This window comes from Curvibacter sp. GW821-FHT09D12 (assembly GCF_059416245.1).
In genome coordinates this window covers 44,652-64,483 of the sequence record NZ_JBWKOU010000002.1, presented here as the reverse complement: position 1 = coordinate 64,483, position 19,832 = coordinate 44,652, and the positions used below count along the sequence as shown (strand labels likewise).

Below are 19,832 nucleotides of genomic sequence, written 5' to 3'. Positions count from 1 at the left end.
GCTGGATTGAATCCTGGATCGGCTGCCGGCCTCAGGCGCCGGGTGCCAGCAGCCGCGCCAGGTAGCGCCCGGTGTGGCTGGCCGGCAGCGCGGCCAGGGCTTCGGGCGTGCCCACGCCCACCACGGTGCCCCCCCCGGCGCCGCCTTCGGGGCCCATGTCGATCAGCCAGTCTGCGGTCTTGATCACGTCCAGGTTGTGCTCGATCACGACGATGGTGTTGCCCGCGTCACGCAGCTGGTGGATCACCTTGAGCAGCAGATCGATGTCGGCAAAGTGCAGCCCGGTGGTGGGCTCGTCCAGGATGTACAGGGTGCGCCCGGTATCACGCTTGGACAGCTCCAGCGCCAGCTTGATGCGCTGGGCCTCGCCGCCCGACAGCGTGGTGGCCGACTGCCCCAGCTTGATGTACGACAGGCCCACCTCCAGCAGGGTCTGCAGCTTGCGTGCGATGGCGGGCACCGCCTTGAAGAACTCGTGCGCCGTCTCGACCGTCATGTCCAGCACCTGGGCGATGTTGCGGCCCTTGTATTGAACCTCCAGGGTTTCTCGGTTGTAGCGCTGACCCTGGCACACATCGCAGGGCACGTAGACATCGGGCAGGAAGTGCATCTCGACCTTCACCACGCCGTCGCCCTGACAGGCTTCGCAGCGCCCGCCGGCCACGTTGAAGCTGAAGCGACCCGGGCCGTAGCCGCGCTCACGCGCAGTGGGCACCTCGGCCATCAGCTCGCGGATGGGGGTGAACAGGCCGGTGTACGTGGCCGGGTTGCTGCGGGGGGTGCGGCCGATCGGCGACTGGTCGACGTTGATCACCTTGTCGAACTGTTCCAGCCCCTCGATGGTGTCGTGCTCGGCGGGTTCGTCGTGGGCGCGGTGGATCTGGTGGGCGGCCGCCGTGTACAGGGTTTCGTTGACCAGGGTTGACTTGCCAGAGCCCGAGACGCCCGTCACGCAGGTCATCAAACCCACCGGGAACTCGACCGTCACGTTTTTCAGGTTGTTGCCGCGTGCGCCGCTGATGCGGATCACCTGGGCCGGGTCTTTTTGCACATGGCGCTGGGTGGGCACCTCGATGCGGCGCGCCCCGCTGAGGTACTGGCCGGTGAGCGACTGCGGGTTGGCGCGGATGTCGTCAAACGTGCCCTGGGCCATCACACGCCCTCCGTGCACGCCGGCGCCTGGGCCCATGTCGATCACATGGTTGGCGGCGCGCATCATGTCCTCGTCGTGCTCGACCACCAGCACGCTGTTGCCGATGTCGCGCAGGCGCTGCAGGGTGCTGATCAGGCGGTCGTTGTCTCGCTGGTGCAGGCCGATGCTGGGCTCATCCAGCACATACATCACGCCTGTCAGGCCCGAGCCGATCTGGCTGGCCAGACGGATGCGCTGGGCCTCGCCGCCGGACAGGGTTTCGGCGCTGCGGTCCAGGCTCAGGTAGCTCAGGCCCACGTCGTTGAGAAACTTCAGCCGCGAGCTGATCTCTCGCACCACCTTGTCGGCGATCTCAGCCTTGGCGCCGTGCAGGTGCAACTGCTGGAAATACTCATGGCATTCGCGCAGCGTCAGGTGGCTGACCTGGAAGATGGCACGGGCCTCGGGCCCCTCGCCCAGGCGCACATGGCGAGCTTCGGTGCGCAGCCGGGCGCCGCCACAGTCGGGGCAGGGCTGGGTGCTGCGCAGGCGGGCCAGTTCTTCGCGCACCACGGGCGAGTCGGTTTCGCGAAAGCGCCGCTGCAGGTTGGGGATGATGCCCTCGAAAGGGTGCTTCTTGGCCACCTTGCGCGGGGCCTTGCCGGCCGCGCCTTCAAGCTCGTAGCTGAAGCGGATCTCGTCCGTGCCCGAGCCGTACAGAATGGCCTGCCGGGTGGCCTCGGGCAGGGTCTCGAAAGGGCTCTCGATGTCGAAGCCATAGTGTTCGGCCAGGCTTTCGAGCAGCGAGAAGTAGTGCGCATTGCGCCGGTCCCAGCCCTTGATGGCGCCGCTGGCCAGGCTCAGGGTCGGGAAGCCCACCACGCGCTGCGGGTCGAACACATCGGTGGCGCCCAGGCCATCGCAGGCCGGGCAGGCGCCCACCGGCGAGTTGAACGAGAACAGTCGCGGCTCCAGCTCGCTGAGCGAGTAGCTGCACACCGGGCAGGCAAAGCGGGCGTTGAACAGGTGCTCGGCCGGGCGCAGTGCGGCCGGGTCGGCGTCCATTTCGAGGGCAATGGCACGGCCATCGGCCAGGCGCAGCGCGGCTTCGAAGCTCTCGGCCAGGCGTTGCTGCATGTCGGGCCGCACCTTCAGCCGGTCGATCACCACGTCGATGTCGTGCTTCTCGTTCTTCTTGAGCGCGGGCAACTGATCGAACTCGTGTGCCACGCCATCCACCCGAAAGCGCACATAGCCCTGGGCCTGCATGCTGGCAAACAGCTCGACGAATTCGCCCTTGCGCTCGCGTGCGACCGGGGCCAGGATCATCACCTTGGTCTCTTCGGGCAGGGCCAGCACGGCGTCCACCATCTGGCTCACGGTCTGGGCCTGCAGCGGCAGGCCATGGGTGGGGCAGTGCGGTGTGCCGGCACGGGCAAACAGCAGGCGCAGGTAGTCGTGGATCTCGGTCACCGTGCCCACGGTGGAGCGCGGGTTGTGCGAGGTGGCCTTCTGCTCGATCGAGATGGCGGGCGACAGGCCCTCGATCACGTCCACGTCGGGCTTGTCCATCAGCTGCAGAAACTGCCGTGCATAGGCCGACAGGCTTTCCACATAGCGGCGCTGCCCCTCGGCATACAGGGTGTCGAAGGCCAGGCTGGACTTGCCCGAGCCCGACAGCCCGGTGATCACCACCAGCTGGTTGCGCGGGATGTCGAGGTCGATGTTCTTCAGATTGTGGGTGCGCGCCCCGCGAACGCTGATGCGCTGCTGCCGCTGCTCGTTGACGAGGCTGGCCAGGTAGGGGCCGTCGGTAGATGCGCTGTCGGGGGCAATGGGGTTCACGGTGGTCCGGGCTGGGAAAAACCCACCATGATAGACATCACGTCACCGTTTGGCACAGGCCGGCTGGGTGGGCTTCGCCGACAATATGGGTTTTGTGCGTGAATGCCACGCGCATTCGCTTCTCTCCCCCTTTTCACACCTCATGACTGTATCAACCGCTATGACAGCGCTGGAGCGCCGCTCCACCCAGTCGCTGGCGTTCATCTTTGCCCTGCGCATGCTCGGCCTGTTCCTGGTGTTGCCCGTGTTCGCCCTGGAGGCGCGCAAGTACCCGGGGGGCGATGACCCGGCCCTGGTGGGCCTGGCCATGGGCATCTACGGGCTCACCCAGGGGGTGTTGCAGATTCCTTTCGGCATCGCCTCCGACCGCTTCGGGCGCAAGCCCGTGATCGTGGTCGGCCTGCTGTTGTTTGCGCTGGGTGCTTTGGTGTCGGCTGGCGCCGAGACCTTGCATGGCCTGGTGCTGGGGCGTGCCTTGCAGGGCGCCGGGGCCATTTCGGCAGCGGTCACCGCCTTGCTGGCCGACCAGACCCGGGACGAGGTGCGCACCAAGGCCATGGCCTTGATCGGTGCCAGCATCGGGCTGATGTTTGCGCTGTCGCTGGTGCTGGCGCCGGTGCTGACGGCTTGGTTGGGGCTGTCGGGCCTGTTCGTGCTGATTGCCGTGCTGGCCCTGAGCGGCGTGGCCGTGGTGCTGTGGCGCGTCCCCACCGCGCCGCCCTTGCCGGCCGATGCGCCGCGTGGCAGCCTGCGCGAGGTATTGGCCCTGGGTTCGCTGCTGCGGCTCGACTTCGGCGTGTTCGTGTTGCACGCGGTGCAACTGGCCATGTGGGTGGCCGTGCCCTCGATGCTGGTGCAGGCCGGCCTGGAGAAAAGCCTGCACTGGCAGGTGTACCTGCCGGCGGTGCTGGCGTCGTTTGTGGTCATGGGCGGCACTTTGTTTCCGTTGGAGCGTCGGGGGCATCTGCGCCCGGTGTTTCTGGCCGCCATCGTGCTGATCGGTCTGGTGCAACTGGGCCTGTGGGCGGTGGTGGATCACCAGCCCGGCCTGCTCACCCTGGGCGGTCTGCTGTTCATCTTCTTCTGCGGCTTCAACGTGCTGGAGGCCAGCCAGCCCAGCCTGGCCTCGCGCCTGGCGCCCGCGCGTCTGCGCGGCACGGCACTGGGCATCTACAACACCCTGCAATCCCTCGGCTTGTTTGCCGGCGGCGCCATGGGGGGGCTGCTGGCCCGCTCGGTGGGGGGGCATGGCTTGTTCCTGGTCAGCTCTCTGGCCTGTGCCGTTTGGTTGCTGGTGGCCTGGCCCATGAGCACGCCAGGACGTGTCGCCACGCCCACAGACGCCATAATCTCGCCCTGAATCGGAGAATTGAGCCATGGCATCTGTCAATAAAGTCATCATCGTCGGTAACCTGGGGCGCGACCCCGAGATCCGCACCTTCCCCAGCGGCGACCAGGTGGCCAACGTCACCATCGCCACCACCGACCGCTGGAAAGACAAGCAGTCGGGCGAGATGAAGGAAGCCACGGAGTGGCACCGCGTGGTGTTCAACGGCCGCCTGGCTGAAATCGCAGGCCAATACCTGCGCAAGGGTTCGCAGGTCTATGTGGAAGGCTCGCTGCGCACCCGCAAGTGGACCGACCAGGCCGGCGTCGAAAAATACAGCACCGAAATCCGGGCTGACCAGATGCAGATGCTGGGCAGCCGCCAGGGCATGGGCGGTGGTGGTGGTGATGAAGGTGGTTATGGCGGTGGCTACGGTGGTGGTCAAGGCGGTGGTCAAGGCGGCGGTTACGAAAGCGCGCCGCGCCGCGCCCCTGCAGCCGCTCCTGCCGCGCGCGCCCCGGTCCCGCGTCCGGCCCCGGCTCCCGCGCCCATGGCCAGTCGTCCGTCGTCGGGGTTTGACGACATGGACGACGACATTCCGTTCTGATCCCCCTTTCAAACGTCGTTTGCTGCCGTGCCCGGCACGGTCAGATTTCCGCCAAGTCGGGCCAGATGAGCTGCCCTGGCGCATGGCCTTGGGCTTGGTACTGACGCGTCTGAGCGCAGACGTGCTGCGGTGCAGGGCTGAACGTGAGCGAGTTTGGCAACCCCGCTTGTTGGGGGCCTGAGGCTGGTGTGGATCTCCCGGTCCTGAGGCGCGGCATCGGCATGAGGTCTTTGGCGCCTTGTGCTTGCCAAACTGTCAGGCGATGCAGGCGCCTCCAGCTTCCATGCACGATGCTCGGGCCCCGACCTTCGAGGAGGTGGCGACCTGGTCGCTGAGGGTGCAAAGCCCTCACGCGGGCCCGGTGTCGATCAGCGCGTTCGAAGCGCTCAAGCCACTTGGCCAAGTTCGTCGCGGATCTTCTTGTCCGACGATCTGTTGGGCTGGCCACCTGCCTGTGTCCCCTCTCTGGCACAAGAGCCCGCGCTGCTCCAGGGGCATGGACTGGCCCTTGAATGCGTGTGCTGGGCCCGACGCCCCTCTCGTCGGATCCCCGGGCAAGGGTCTTCAAGCGTCGGGCCTACGTCCAGCCGGGCGTGCATATACGACACCGCAATGAAACCCCTGTTTCTGTTTGTGATTGGCTTGGCTCGCTCCTGGCTGGATTGGAAAATCTTTGCTTTTTGTGTTTGATTTTTCGCAATGATGAGGTGCCTTTATTTGATAAATATGTGAAAAAAAATTGATTCAAGATCGAAAGGTATAAAATCTGCGCCTGAATCGCCCGTAAGTGGTCTTCTTGACAAGGATGGAATCAAATTGTTACATTCTGTAAGTGATCTCGCTGGTGGCAGTGACACTGGGCGCCCAAAGTCCGCTGTCTTCGACCGCAGGCGAGCGTTTCTGGCCAGGTGTGAGGGGGTGGACCCTGCTCGGTGGACCTCTTCTCTCAATCGACTGACTCGGCTGACGGCCCGATGGCACAGGATGCGGTGATTGCCGCTGGAAACCATGACTGATTTGAATGGGACGACGGGGTCGACCGATGGTGACTGTCGGAGTCTGGTGCGGCCTGGCGTTCAGGTCCGCATGATGATGGACTCGGGTCTCGGCGCTGCGCACGCAAGAGAGGCTTGGCGAGCGGGCTCCGTGCGGCACGGCCTCTTTCCTATGAGGGTATTTCCTGTCCGAGGCTTGAGGGTGACCTGCGACGCTGGGTGTCTTCAGCGACAGCGCCGGGCATGCTCCCAGGTGGGCACCCCCTCCAATCAGTGAACTATTACCGTATATGAAAAGATTGATACCTCATTTATCCCTAGCCTCATGACGGCGTCCGCCTGCGTTTCTAGAATTCGAGTCAGTTTGCGAACACCATCGGTCGTCCAAAGGGTCTGAGTGGAATGTCGATCCCTTGGCAAGGCCCGAAAATGCCCCATACCCTGAACAAACCGCGGCTGTCACCCAGAGCCTCACCATCGGATCCACTATGAGCCACCGCACGAATGCTGGCGCTGCCTGCGCCTTCAGGATGAAGCGCCTGCCATGTGAGCCCAGGGCCGGTGGAGCCGCTCGGTCGTCCTGGTGGGCCCTTGTCGGTGTGCTGGCTGACGATGACGTTCAGATCCCAGGCGTTCCAGCGCTTCGGGCCTGCGAAGCCCTAAGTAGGCAGTCGGATGAGGACGCCAAGAACTTCGAGATAGGCGGACGAACAGTACGAACACCCGAAATGGCATGCCGTCGGAATGCAAGCCATCCAGCGCCGCTGCGCTTGTTTGTTCAGCTGTGTTCCGCATTCGCTGCACACCGTGAAAAAGCTGGCTCTTGACAGTTCTGCGTCATACATAAAGCCCTCCAATCATGGAATCCATATACCCCTCGAACTGTGATGATCCACTGATGCCTGTATTAATAAGCCAAACCGGGCAGTCCTCGGAGTTCACATCGACCAAATCATCAACTGGTATGGATGAGAATCCCAAAAAACCGCTGTCTGCCGCGTATTTCCGTTTTCTTCAAGTGGCACGGGTGATCCAGTCTGAAACACTGTCGAATCATCTGGACGTCAATTCATTGGCCCTTCTGGAGACAATCACTTTGTGCTGGTTCGAGGGCAAGCCCCTGACGATCAGCCAAGTCATCGGCCTGAGCGAACTGGGTTCGCCTGCCACGCTGCACAAGCGCCTGGCCAAGCTTCGGGAAAACGATCTGGTCGTTGCCCAATCCATCGAAGGTGACACCCGCTCGAAATTGATTGTCCCGTCTGAAAAGTCGATGACCTATTTTGAGAGGCTGGGTTATTACTTCAATAATTGATCTTAAAGGTGCGATTCGGAGCGCGGATATCAGAAATCGAAGCTGAATGACGGCCAGCCCTATTCCGATCAGGTTGATTGTCAGGTCATTGCGAAAGTAATCGCCGTAGGACAATGGCCCGCCGACAATGTTATTTGTGATACTCAATAGAAGCGATTGAAACAAAGAATAAAAAAAGACCAGACTGGAGAATTTTCCGATGCTCAGGCGGATCAGGTTCGGGTCGATTTCGAGTAGTTTGAATGACACAAGCCGGCACAGCAACGGCGTCACCGCAAGCAGGGCCTGGGCCAGTTGCTGACTCATGAGGGGAAGGGCCTCGTGCGTGCCGGGTTCCATATAGACCTGCGCAAGGCCGATGGCCAGTGCACCACTTTTCGAGAAAACGATCACGAGGATGAAGCCGATGCCCCGATTCAGCGTGCTCAGCATCCGTTCGGCGTCGCCGTGCCCTGATGACAGGTGGGCCACGGTGTAGTCAAGCAAGCAGGCCAGCATGAAGATGACGGCACAGATGCAGAGGTGTTCAAGCCCGGCACGCCAGAACTGGGCTCCGTGTTCTCTTGCCCATTCGAGGTGGCGCGTCATCGCCCGGCCGTCGGTGACCGTGTCAGGTGCCGTGGATCGGGCTGGCGGTGTTCTGCTGTCGACCGCCTGCTCCTGTGTGGAGGGCGGTTGAGCCTTGAATGGCCCGATGGTGTCGAGTTTGTATTTTTCATTTTCCTCTCCTTTGCTCTGAATCCTCCGTGAAGCTCTGCCGGAACTTCAGGGGTGCATGCTGTTGTGCTCAGGTCTCGGCGGCGTCCAGACCGTAGACCTCATTGAAATACTGGCGCAAATCCTGGTCGGTCTTGATGTGGCTTCTCTTTTGCTTTTCCGACGCCATGACGGCCTGTGTGACGTCGCGGAAAAACAAGATCCCGGAGATGGACTCCGAACGGATGTTCATGCGTGACAGTTGAACCAGCGTCTTGCGGGGCCAGTCGATCTCGATGATGCAATGGTAGTTGGGCGTATTCAAAGACGAATTCAGCATCTTCTCGAACAGGTACCCGAACTGTGGAAACGGCTTGAGCGGCTGGCAATTCAATTGGATGGCCGCGAGGATTTCTGCCGGAGGCAGGTGCATCAGGTCCTGGATGTGCAAGTCGAAAAGAGTGCTGAAACTGTCGTTGATGCGGGTGCATTCGCCGTTGGTATCCAGCAAAACCCAGGCATCCAGGGCCGGTTCACAGGCGGCAACAGGGGTTTGAGTCTTGCTGCTCTGTCGTACCTGACTGGGCTGTGGGGCCGTGATGACGACCTCTTCAGGTGCGTGCACCCGCCCCGGTTGTTTGAGCCACGAGGTCCCTGGGGCCACGAAAGCTGTGGCGTTGGGGGGCGGCTGGATCCGCAGGTGGGCTCTGAACCAACGCCACGCGGTGTTGATGGATTGGATGGCACTTCGGAACCCCGGCTTCAAGGGGGCTTCGAACGAGGGCCAGTGGAAATCCGAATCGGCAAAAAATGGCTTGGAATGGTCCTTGGCGCGGCCGCCCTTCCAGCTACTGGCCTCGGTCTCCTTCCGGGTGAATGGATGATGGCGCGTTGGTGTCTTGGCAAAGACGTGCATAGGAACTCCAACTCATGGTATTTATTGTTTACAACCCTCAAGCACGTCGATATTTCTATCAAATGTATTAAATAAGCATTATTAAATGATTTAAATTGCATATTTACGACTTTAGACCATGCTTGTTTATATAATTTATAAGTAAAAATAAGGCTTGTCAAATGATCTTTGAAAAGCAGGCTGCAGTAAATGAACGCGTTTTCCAAGCCGGATGGAGCGTCGCTCCCCAAAGGCTGCATGACACAGGGGAATGGGATGGCATGAGGCCATTTCCGGCGAGGTGTCACGGCACCGCTCTCCGATGGCCTTTCGTGGGGCGGGGCCGTCTCATCGAGTCAGCTGACACAGGCGTGTGAGCTTGCTCATTTGCCCTGGTGGAATTGGCTGCGCCCTGAATGCCGATATTGCCTGTCTGATAGTTCGTGCCACTCTCATTCCATCGATGCCTTGAAGATGCCCTCGGGCCGAGGGGGCCATCGAATTTGACTTTGGGCGAAATCCCTTGGCGTAGGCTTGCAATCGGCGTCTTGGCGTACGCTTGTCCGAGCAAGGCTGGAAACGTGTCTTGGGGCTCGCGTGGCTGGGGATGCGCAACCTCTGTTCCATGGACGCCTTCGTGCGGATGTCGGGCAACCCAGATTCAAGAGCCGTCCTCGTCGCTTCGGTGCATGGCTGGCGCTGTTCGCATGAGCCCGGGTGCGACAGCCGCCGTTGCGACGGTGGTTCGACCGCTGCACGGTGCTCTTTATGAGGGGGCTTTCGTGACAATGTTGTCTCAGCCGGCCACCGCGCGCGGGTGCACAAGGCCAAAGCCTGTAACATCGCGTAAGTTTGCTTTGGGGCGGCCTGTGTCTGCGCCAAGGTCGGGGGCTGCGGCTGTCACGAGGATCACGCAATTGAAGTTACTGAAGCTAAAACATTGGGTTCCTGCCCTTGGCCTGCTGGCCCTGGCGGGTTGCGGCGGCGGCAGCACCGGGGATACTTCCAACGTGGGGGCAGTCACGGGCACGCAGCAATACATGGATGGCATCTGGACCGGCACCACGGGCACCGGATCAGCCCAGCGCAATGTGGTGGGCTACGTCAGTGGCGGCAGTGATGGCAAGGGCGGCGATTTCTACCTGGCCAAGGGCGCTGCCGGTACTTCCGGCTACGACAGCATCTATGGCCTGCTGCGGGTCGATGTGGCCTCGGTGGCGGCCACCAATGTCACGTATTTCTCGGTGCAGGATGGCAAGTTCGCCACCGGGCTGAGCCTGGCCGGCACGGCCAGCACCAGCACGGGCGCGGCGCGCACCGACACCTTCAGCGGCAATTACAGCAATCCGGCGAACACGGCAGCGGCCACCGGGGCGGTCACTTCGCTGAAGATGACGTACAGCACCCTGAACAACTATGGCGCCACCTATGCCAAGCTGCAGGGCAAGTACACCGGTGGTGCTCTGTTTGGCGGCAGCTGGGTGCTGACGGCGGACGCGGTGGGCAACCTTGCCGGCACGGTGTCGGGTTGTACCGTGGCCGGCACTGCCACGCCCCAGACGGTGGCGGCCAACAGCACCACATCGCCCGCGATCTACAACGTGGTGCTCAATCTGTCGGGCGGCATCACCACCTGCGCAGCCACGGGCACCACCCAATCCGGTGTCGCCTTCCTGAAGTACGACACGCTGGGCAACAAGACCGGCATCTGGATGTTCACGCGCAGCAGTACCACCACCTTGAACACGTATGTGCTCGATGGTGTGCTGGTGGCGGGCAGCACCTCCACCCCGGCGACCACCCAGCAGGTGGCAGCGGGCTTCTGGAAGAGCTCCACCAGCACCAGTTCTGGCGATGTGTATGCCATGGTCTTGCCGGACAACTCCTACTTCTTCTACAAGCGAGTGGGGGGCGGGTACGACGCGCTGTACGGCAATCTGGTTGTGGCCACCGGCACCAGCATCCTGAGTTCGACCGATGGGGTGTACTTTGCCAACCAGAACCTGGCCTCGACCCAGTACACGGCCGGCATTCTCATCAGCGGTGATGTGCGTACCCAGAGCAGCCTCACGGGCACGTACACCGACCCGACGGCTTCGAGTGCCCAGACGGCCTTCAGCATGGTGCCCGACACCACCAATCTGTACACCTCGCCGATCCTGCCCACGGTGTCGGCGCTGTATGGCACTTACACCAGCTCGACCATCGGTTTTGGTGGCACTGGCCTGACCCTCAAGATCGCTGCCGACACCACGGATGGCACCAAGAGCGTCATCACCGGCACCACCACCACGGGCTGCACGCTGACCGGCAACATCTCGGCCTACAGCAGCACCAACACCACGCTGAACCTGTACCGGGTCGATACCCTGACCTTTGCCGGCACCTGTGCCCTGGCGGGTCTGCCGGTGCAGTCGGGCGCGGCCTCTGCTGTGTTCGATGGCGCCAACAACGTGGTGGGCCTGCGCATCGGCGCAGCGGGCTACAGCGGTGCGGCCACCCGGGCCAATCTGGTGTTCATCGGTTCGAAGTCCTGATCGGATCGACCCCCCCTGAAAAGGCCCTTCGGGGCCTTTTTTCTTGCCCGGCGCGTGTTGCGCCGGGTGAGCCATGCGGTGACCAGGGCGGTGCCCGTTGGCTAAGTGGGTAGGGCGTGGGGTCATGTGCCGCCAAGGGGCGGCAAGGCCCGGGCATGGCGCCGTCAAAGACAGCATGAAAAAAGCCCGCACCCTGGATGGGGTGCGGGCTGGATTGAATCGGCTTCGCGTGACTTGTGCGCTCAGTTGCCGCTCAGTTGCCGTAAGGGGATTTCACCGTGTTCACGGGGAGGGCCTGCAGGCCGGAATACGGTTGCAGCGCGTAGCGAAGGTAAATGCCCCCGATGAATTGCCGGTAGTCGCGGGCGTTGTCCAACGCCAACTGGCCGCCCACAAACAACTGCGGGTGCATCTGGAACTCCATGGCCGCGCCCAGGTTGTAGCCCAGGCCGGTCTTGGTCTGGCCCGGGTACACGGCGCCATTGGCCGTGGAGCCTGCTGTGCCGAAGGCAAAGGCATCGTTGGCCGCCTGCACTGCCGCGGACTGGCGTGACGAGCTGGTCGGATAGTAGGCGGCGGCTTCCTCGCGGAAGGTCTGAACGCCCAGGGACCCCTTGAGCTGGTAGGAGAAGCGGTTGCTGCGCTGTGCCCATTCCAGCGGCACGCTGAGCGACAGAAAGCGTTGTGGGCTGAAGTAGCCACCATGACCGTACGTGAAGTAACGCAGGTTCTTGTCGTAGCTCAGCGCGGTCACATTCAGGCCGGTGGTCAGCGACGAATTGGCGCTGCGGTCCAGTCGCCAGTAAAGGCCACCGCCACCTTCCACCCGGGTGTTGGTCGCCACGTTGGTGCCGGTCAAGCCATACAGCGAGCCATAGGTGTACAGGCCGAAGTCACCGCTTTCCCAGTTCAGGTCGAGGCGACCGCCGGTGGACGACACGCCCCCCCAGTTGTCGCCGCTGCGTGGGTCTTTGGTGCCGGCGAAGGACAGCAGGCTGTCGGTCACCGGGCGGCGCGAGCCGTCCACCACCAGGGTCAACTCGTCATTGAGCGGGATGCGGTACTTGACGCCCCCGGTCACATCCGATTTGTTGAAGCCCAGCGGTGTGGTGCCCACGTCCATCTTGAGGTTGGTCGACTCGTAACCCACGCTCAGACCCACCCCGGAGGCGCTTTGACCACCGGCGGATCGATCGGGCAGGGCCAGCGAACTGACCGGACCACCGCCGAAGCGGCTCAGGGTGCCGTAGTCGAGATCGGGGGTGCCCGCATTCAGCGAGGTGGGGGTGATGCCCAGGGTCATCTTGCCGTCACCTGCATCGAACTTGAGTTGCAGCGGGGCTTCAATGTCGGTCAGTTGGCTCAGGCCGGATTCACCCTGGCGCACTCGGGCGACCAAGCCCAGCGACACCACGGGGATGCGGTCTTGCCGGATGTCATTGAGTTCGTCCAGCGCAGCACTGCGCGGTCGGCCGTTGTTGGCGGCACTCAGGCGGCTGGTCTGGGCGATCTGCTGGCCGGGTGCTGCGAAGGTGTTGCTGGTCGAGGCTGGGGCCCAGGCCGTGGCATTGCTGGGCGCTGGCGGCACGCTGCCGCTGTAAATTGCCGCAGGATCCGGAATGGGTTGGGCGGCGTAGATCGGCGCCACGGGTGCGCTGGCGGGCACAGGCTGGCTGCGTAGGGTGCTGGCCGCGGCGGCCTCGGCCGGGCTGATCAAGGCCGAACTGCCTTGCGGGGGGGCAACCCGGTCGGCGACCTGGCGGCTGTTGGCATTGCCGGTACTGCCCGTGCTGCGGCTTCGGCTGGCGGCAGCCGGGGTTGCGTCTGCGTTATTGGCCGTGCTGCGCGGGGTGACGGCCGCGCTGGCGGGCTGCGCACGTTCGTTCACACTGGTGCCGGAGGGCACCACGGTGCCGAGCGGGGCCGGCCGGTAGGTCTGGGTCTGGTAGTTGTTGGGGTTGGGCACCTCGGCAGCCTGGGCGACCTGCAGGGGGGGCATGCCCGCGCCAGTGGCCGGGTAGGTCGACAGGCTGTAGGCCGAGCCTGTGCCGATCGCGTTGCGTGCAGCGCCTGCGGGTTCGGGGATCAGGGTGGCCGAGCGCGGTGAGGCCACAACAGCCGGGGGCGTCCCCAGCGCGGCCACGGGGGCAAAGCGCAGGGGTTCCGCCACCGGGGCCATCGAACTGGGGCCATACGAGGTGCCCACCGGCACGGCCGTGGGCATGGCCCCCGGAGTCAGTGGCGCAAAGGGCTGGCGTTGGGGTTGGTTGTTGCGGTTGGCAAACGGGTTGGTCGAGCGGGCCTGCACCAGCGCACCGCTGGCGGCCAGTTGGGCATTGCGCTGCTGGTTCTCGGCCGCCACGGCGGCGGTGAAGTATTCGGTGGCCTTGCTGGTCTTGCCCTGGGCCCGGTACAGACGGGCCGCGGCGGTCAGCACCTCGGGGTTGTTGGGGGCTCGTACCAAGGCGATCTGGATCGCCGAGTCGGCGTAGGCGTATTCCTTGGCGGAGATGGCCAGCGAGGCCGCAGGCAGCAACAGCTGCAGGTTGTTGGGGTCTTTTTCGAGCAGGCGGTTGTACAGGGTGATGGCCTGCACGTAGTCGTTGTTGGCGGCGTACATGCGGGCCAGCGCGCCCATCACCAGCGGGTCGTTCGGCCGTTCGGCCAGCACCGGGGCCAGGGTGTCATAGGCCGCGGCCAGATCACCCGCCTCGCGCAGGGCCTCGGCCTGGCGCAAGGTGTAGCCCACACGCAATTCGTCGAAGGCGGCGCGCTGCTGCAGCGTCATGGGGGTGCCTTGCAGCTGGCGCAGGATGCCGGCCAGCTCCACGTCTTGCTTGGTCTTGAGCAGGATGGCCGCGTACTGCAGGCGCAGCCCGGGTTCGGGACGGGCCGAGCGCGCCAGCAACTGGCGGATGGTGGCCATGGCGCGGTTGGCGTCGCCGGCGTCGGTGTAGGCCAGTGCTACAGCGCCCAGCAATTCAGGGTCTTGACCTGTGAAAGGCTCGACCTGAGCCAGCTTGGCCAGGGCTTCGGCCTGACGCCCTTGCAGGGCCAGGGCCGAGGCGCCGTCGGCCTGCACATGCACCCACACGCGCTTGTACAGGGCGGCGATGTCACGGGTGCGGTTGGCTTCAGGCACGCGCTCCAGTGTGGCCAGGGAACCGGCCCAGTCCTGGGTCTCGGCCGACAGCAGGGCATGGGCGTACAGCGCCTCGGGCATGTTGGGGTTGGAGATCAGCAGACCGTCCATGATCCCGCGGGCTTCGGCCTTGGCACCCAGCTTGATGTACAGCCGGGCCAGGTCCAGGCGAACCCAGGCGTTGGCCGGGTCATTCAGCAAGGCGTTTTCCAGGGCCACGCGGGCACCGGTGTCGTCGCCACGCGCGGCCGCCGCCTTGGCCTGACCCAAAGCCTGGGTGGCACGCAGCCGGCCCAGGGCGCCGACCTTTTCTTGCTGGGTGGGGCTCATGCGCTCGACAATGCGCAGGGCTTCGTCGGCCTTGTTGTTCTGGGCCAGCACGCCGACCAAGCCGCGAACGGCGTCGGGATTGTCGGCCTGGCGGGCCAGCACGCGACGGTAGGTGGCCTCGGCGGCGTCGTACTGGCCTTGCTCGACCAGCACATCGGCCAGGTCGTTTTCGGCGGTGGTCTCCTTGGGGTCCAGACGCACGGCTTGCTGCAGGTATTGACGAGCAGCGTCGAGGTTGCCGTTTTCACGGGCTGTGGTGGATTGCGCGACCAGCGTCCAGTAGGTGGCGCTGTCGAGCGCGCTCTTCCAGCGGCCGGCCTGGCCCTGGCGGGTGGCGCGTTCCAGGTAGTCGCGCGCCTGCGAGAAGTTTTCCTGGCGCAGACGCAGCACACCGAAGCCGCCCAGGGCGTCGCCGTCGGTGGGACGGGCTTCCAGCACGCTGCGGAAACCTGCCTCGGCGGCTTCCAGGTCGCCATCGTCCAGCGCGCGGAAGGCCTCCTGGGTGCGCTTGCGCAGCGGGTCGGCGCCCGGGCCTTCGGGGCTGCGTGCCTGCTTTTGCTGGCGCTCGATCTCGTTCAGTCGGGCTTGCACGGCGGCGTCGCCCGGGAAGGCGCGCAGGAACTGCTGGTAAAGCGGAATGTCGGCGCTGCGGCTGCCGGTCCAGGCCAGGGCCTTGCGCCAGCTTTCGATGGCGGCGCTGCCGACATCGGGGTGGCTGGCCAGCCGTGCCAGATGGACAATGCCTTCGCGTCGGGTGGCGTCGCGGTAGGTCAGGTGCTGGGCCAGTGCCAGCGCGATGCGGGCATCGTCGGGCTGTTCCTGGGCCAGTTGCTCCAGGCCCTTGCGCGCCGACTCCCAACCTTGGGCGGTGCCGCCCAGGGTCTGGTAGTACTCCAGGGCCAGCGGGCCGCGAGGGGCTTGGCCACCCAGGGCGTTTTGGTAGGTATTGACCGCTTCGGCGGGCTTGCCGGCCTTGGCCAGGTCGCGCGCCGTCTGCAGTTGCGGCCCGTTGCGCATCACGTTGATCGACTGCTCAATGTTGGCCAGGCCAGGGTAGTTGGGGGCCGCTTTCTTGAGTTGGGCGATGTATTTGGCCGCCTCATCAAAGCGCTTGTTGCTGGCTTCGACCACGGCCATGCCGCCCAGGGCTTCAGGCTGGCTGGGGTTGATCTTGAGCAGTTTCTGCCAGGCTTCGGCCGCGCGCTCGGTGTTCTCGCGCGCTTGCCAGTACTTGCCCTGCTCCAGCAGGGCCTTGACAGCGGGTTCCTGGGCGAATACGGCCGGCACACTCAGTGCGGCCAGCAGGCTCATGGCTAGCGTTTGGTGGCGGTTGAACATGCCTTCTCCCAGCGTAATTGCAGTCTGCCCGTGGGCAGGAATTGATAGCGTTTCTCGATCCAGCCTGTGCCGAACAAACCGAGCACGTGATCGTAATAGGGCAGGCGGGCGGCCGGGTCAAACAGACGGGCCTGTACCCGCTTCTGTTGCAGCAGCAAGGCGGTGTTGCGGCCGTCTGTCTGCAGGTAGGGCAGCAGGGCCGCCGCAAAGCCGATGGGGCCCATGCCCTGCACGGCACCGGTGCTGGTCTGCACCTTTTCGGGTGGAAACTCGGCCTGCTCGATGGCCTGGGCCATGCCGCCCAAGGCCCGGCGCAGCGGGGTGGCGGCCGGGTCGGCGGGCGCCGTCATGCCCGCCCACAGGTAGGTGCGGATGGCGTCATAGCTGCCCACGTCACCCGATTGCGGGTCGGCCACAAAGCCGCCGCGGCCGTTGTCGGCCAGCCGCCAGGCCACCCAGTCGGGCGAATAGCCCCGCGGGGCGGTGTCGCTGATCAGGCGCACGGTGTTGCCGGCCAGCGTGCTCCAGGGGCCCTTGGGGTCGAATTGGGCAAAGCGCCGCAGCAGCGGCAGCGGCAGGTAGCTGGGGTTGAAGCGCCACAGCTTCTGGTCGGGGAAACTGAAGCCGACCGGGCCAGGCAGCACCATCTTGCCGAAGCCGGGCAGGTCGATGAGTTCGTCCTGGATCACCCGTGCCAGCAGTGTGCGGGCGTCGGCTTCGTAGCCAGGTTTCTTCCACACGCGAGCCGCCTCAAGCAGGGCGTAGGCCAGCCAGAGGTCGGCGTCCGATGCCGGGTTGTTGTCGATGATGCCCCAGGTGCCGTCCTTGCGCTGGCCCCACTGCCAGGCCGGCAGGCGGGCGGCGATGTTGCCGCCGGCCAGATTGGCCACGGTCCAGCGCCACAGGCGCTCGAAACGTTCGGGCTGGTTGGCCACCAGCGCGAAGAACATGGCATAGGACTGGCCTTCCGAGGTGGAGTGCATCTGGACGACATTGAAGTCGACGATGCGTCCGTCCTCCTGGGCGAAGCGTTCATTGAAGCTGTCCCACAGCGGCCACTCGGTGCTGGCCCGGCAGCTGGCCGCGGGGGCCTGGTTTTGCCCTGGCTTGGCCTGGGCGGCCATGGCATGGCCCCCCAGCAAGACCAAAGGCGCCACGGTCAGTGGCGCCAGGACTTGGGTCAGGAACATTCGTCGGAGCCCCGCACCCGAAGGCGTGGGGCGCTTTCGGGTGGGGCTCGATGGCGTGGCGCGGGGCAGGTTCTGCATGGACCTGAGGATCATCCCTGATTCTTGAGGCGGGCACGTGCACGGGCCCGCAGCGACAGGAACAGCAGCACCGCAATCAGCAGGGCGGCCAGAATGCCCAGGCCCAGCAGCAGCAAGGGGTTGCCGGCGAGGAACCACTGTATCCAGGTCAAGGGGTCCAGGTGGCCGACGTAGTAGCTTTGCTCGGCCACCAGGCTGTCCACCTGCTTGCCACGGATCACTGAGGTGCTGCCCTGGATCTCTTTGACCAGATCGGCGTCGAGCAGGGCGTCGACGATCTGGGTCATGCCTTCGGGGTTGTTGCTGGACAACTGCACCACACTGCGGCCAGCGCTGACAGGCGACTCGAAGCCGGCGATCACGCCGTCATTGCTGTTGCTGTTGAAGGCCACCTGGTTGCGTCCGGGCTTGGCGCCGTCGCGCTGGCTCGGATCCCACCAGCTGAAGACCCGGTAGGCAAAATCTGAGATCTTGAAGCGGCGCGCGCCGGTCTGGATGTTGACCGGGCTGGCATCCGCCCACTGGGTGAGCAGGGGCTGGTTGGAGGCCGAGCCGATCACGACCACATCCTTGCCGGCCAGGGCCTCGATCTGCTTGGGCGCGACCACGCTGACGGCGGTGGCTGGGTAGCCGGTGGATCGGCCAAACACGCCGAGCAGGCTCAGGTAGCTGCTGTAGTCGCTGGTGGTGGGCTTTTCAGGCAGCACCACGGCGGTTTCGGACAGGTCGGCCAGGCGGGTGAACGGAAAGCCGCTGTTGCTGAAGGCGGCCAGATCGGGCATGGCCAGGAAGTGAGAGAAACCCGAGATGTCCACCGTCGAGTCGGGCTCGACCGTGCCCCGCACGTTGTCCAGCACCACATCCTTGCACGAACCTTGTTTGACCATGTCGTGGAAGTAGTGGAACTGCAGCTGCGTCTGGGCCGGCAGCTTGAACAGCGGGATGTGAAACTGCTCGCGGGCCGGGATCAACTCGCCCGCCGGCAGCACGCTGTCCACCACGCGCTCCACGGCGCCCGGGGTTTCGTGGCTGATGGCCAGCAAGGGCAAAGAACGCAGGAACTGCTGGTTGACGTTGATGTTCAGCGTCGACTTGTCCAGGTTCGGGCGAGGGGTGTAGCGGTACTTCAGGTCGACCGGAATGCCCTTGGTGCGCCAGCTGAACAGGTCGGGGGGCAGATGGAAGTTGACGCGGATCAGGTCAGGTGAATAGCCCGAGACGTTGAGGTTTTCCTCCTGGACCAGTTCGCCGAATTTGACGGGGCGGTCGCTGGCCAGCCAGTTGGGCGCGTCATAAGGCTTGCGTGGCTTGAGTTCGGTCAGGCTGGTGATGGTGGCCACCTGGCCCGACAAGGCGGGCGAGCCCACGGCCACGGCGTTGGCCGCGATCTTCAGCTCTTTGCCGTCGCGCCCCATCACCAGCAGCAGCTTGGCGGTGGCGTCGTTGGGGTTGGGCACCATGGCCACGGTGGGACCTTGCAGGGCCGGCAGGCTCAGGCCGCCCGGAATCTGCTGGTTGCCGACCGCGAACACAATGGCGTTCCCCTGGGCCGGAATCTGGTCCTGCATGGCCGGGAAGCGGGCCCCCCGGTAACCGGCCAGGGCGCCAAACCAGGACGACAGCGCGCCGGCGGCCTCCAGGGTGGACGCTGCGGGCGTGCCGGCAAACACCATGGGCAGTGCCAGGGGTAGCGCGTCGCGGCGGTCAAAGAAAGGCTGGGGCAGCAAGGCCAGGTCGTTGGCCTGGGCGATCGGCGTGAGCGTCAGCTCCAGCACGCTGTCGTTGCCCACATTGGCCCACAGGCTCGAATGGGTCGGGTCTTCGCAATCGCGGGTGTAGTGGCCGATCAGTTCGAGGTTGAGTCGGTTGAACTCGGTGATCAGGCGCGGCGGGATGATGACTTCGCGTTGCAGGTTCTGCCCTGCCTGCTCGGTGGGCACCGGAATCGTGGCGGCCACCTGCTCGTTGACCATCACATTGATGTGCGAGAGCTGCGGGATCAGGGAGGGCGAATAGGCGTAATTGATCTTGAGCTTGGCGCCAGTCACCACCTGGTCGGCCCGGATGCTGAAGGTCACGCCGCTGTTGCCGCGGATGCCGCGCAGTTGCAGCGGGAACAGGGCCCCAAGCTGCTTGAGCGAGAAGGTCGCCGTGCGCGCATTGGCCACCCGTGCGCCCGGGGTCTCGCCTGCTTCGGCCGCGGTCTCGGTGATCATGCGGCCCGAACCGCCTGCTTCGCGGGCAGCTGCAGCGGCGCGGGCCTTGGTGGCCGCCTCGGCGGGCTGCAGACCGGGCGCCGCCAGCAGCAGCGCAATCGCCAGGATGACCGGCTGCAGGGGCACGCGGTGGGCGGCGCGCTGAGAGAGGGCTTGAGAGGTGGAGTTCTTCATGGTCTGTGGGCCTAG

9 protein-coding genes are annotated in these 19,832 nt (G+C 64.5%); 3 read left to right on the top strand and 6 right to left on the bottom strand.

The genetic code is table 11. The features are described 5' to 3' along the window. Positions 1-31: 31 nt before the first annotated feature. Complete coding sequence (gene uvrA, locus AC07PT_RS02850; protein ID WP_494655713.1) at positions 32-2,977, bottom strand: excinuclease ABC subunit UvrA; 2,946 nt, start codon at positions 2,975-2,977, stop codon at positions 32-34. Between the two features lie 160 nt (positions 2,978-3,137). On the opposite strand from uvrA, the gene AC07PT_RS02845 reads away from it, so the two are divergent. Both AC07PT_RS02845 and ssb read left to right on the top strand, forming a co-directional pair. Beyond that, a complete protein-coding gene (locus tag AC07PT_RS02845) occupies positions 3,138-4,337 on the top strand; it encodes an MFS transporter (protein WP_492349970.1) in 1,200 nt (399 codons plus the stop codon). Between the two features lie 16 nt (positions 4,338-4,353). Then, positions 4,354-4,911, top strand: coding sequence for a single-stranded DNA-binding protein (gene ssb / locus AC07PT_RS02840; protein WP_494655712.1), 558 nt, complete (start codon positions 4,354-4,356; stop codon positions 4,909-4,911). Positions 4,912-6,975: 2,064 nt separating this feature from the next. Here the strand turns inward: ssb and AC07PT_RS02835 are convergent. After that, positions 6,976-7,809 (bottom strand): hypothetical protein, encoded by an 834-nt coding sequence (locus AC07PT_RS02835; protein WP_492349953.1) that lies wholly within the window; start codon positions 7,807-7,809, stop codon positions 6,976-6,978. Between the two features lie 199 nt (positions 7,810-8,008). Further along, positions 8,009-8,833, bottom strand: a complete 825-nt coding sequence (locus AC07PT_RS02830) for a hypothetical protein (protein WP_494655711.1) — start codon at positions 8,831-8,833, stop codon at positions 8,009-8,011. An 896-nt stretch (positions 8,834-9,729) separates the two neighbouring features. Between AC07PT_RS02830 and AC07PT_RS02825 the strand changes: the two genes are divergently transcribed. Then, complete coding sequence (locus tag AC07PT_RS02825; RefSeq protein WP_492349955.1) at positions 9,730-11,349, top strand: hypothetical protein; 1,620 nt, start codon at positions 9,730-9,732, stop codon at positions 11,347-11,349. Between the two features lie 253 nt (positions 11,350-11,602). On the opposite strand, the gene AC07PT_RS02820 is transcribed toward AC07PT_RS02825, so the two are convergent. From AC07PT_RS02820 to bcsB, 3 genes are all read right to left on the bottom strand, one after another. Further along, positions 11,603-16,159: a cellulose synthase subunit BcsC-related outer membrane protein gene (locus tag AC07PT_RS02820; protein ID WP_494655710.1), complete on the bottom strand. Its 4,557-nt coding sequence runs from the start codon at positions 16,157-16,159 to the stop codon at positions 11,603-11,605. Beyond that, entirely contained in the window at positions 16,135-17,349 is a 1,215-nt protein-coding gene (bcsZ, locus tag AC07PT_RS02815; protein ID WP_494655709.1) for a cellulose synthase complex periplasmic endoglucanase BcsZ, read from the bottom strand. Before bcsZ ends, AC07PT_RS02820 begins: the two co-directional genes overlap by 25 nt. Positions 17,350-17,438: 89 nt before the next feature. Then, the gene (bcsB, locus tag AC07PT_RS02810) at positions 17,439-19,817 is read right to left on the bottom strand and encodes a cellulose biosynthesis cyclic di-GMP-binding regulatory protein BcsB (RefSeq protein WP_494655708.1); all 2,379 of its coding nucleotides are present in this window, start codon (positions 19,815-19,817) and stop codon (positions 17,439-17,441) included. Positions 19,818-19,832: the final 15 nt, after the last annotated feature.

Excerpts from the sequence above, each read along its gene's own strand:
- bcsB (WP_494655708.1), bottom strand. The coding sequence starts at position 19,817 with ATGAAGAACTCCACCTCTCAAGCCCTCTCTCAGCGCGCCGCCCACCGC.
- AC07PT_RS02835 (WP_492349953.1), bottom strand. The coding sequence starts at position 7,809 with ATGACGCGCCACCTCGAATGGGCAAGAGAACACGGAGCCCAGTTCTGG.
- ssb (WP_494655712.1), top strand. The coding sequence starts at position 4,354 with ATGGCATCTGTCAATAAAGTCATCATCGTCGGTAACCTGGGGCGCGAC.
- AC07PT_RS02830 (WP_494655711.1), bottom strand. The coding sequence starts at position 8,833 with ATGCACGTCTTTGCCAAGACACCAACGCGCCATCATCCATTCACCCGG.
- AC07PT_RS02820 (WP_494655710.1), bottom strand. The coding sequence starts at position 16,159 with ATGTTCAACCGCCACCAAACGCTAGCCATGAGCCTGCTGGCCGCACTG.
- bcsZ (WP_494655709.1), bottom strand. The coding sequence starts at position 17,349 with ATGTTCCTGACCCAAGTCCTGGCGCCACTGACCGTGGCGCCTTTGGTC.
- AC07PT_RS02845 (WP_492349970.1), top strand. The coding sequence starts at position 3,138 with ATGACAGCGCTGGAGCGCCGCTCCACCCAGTCGCTGGCGTTCATCTTT.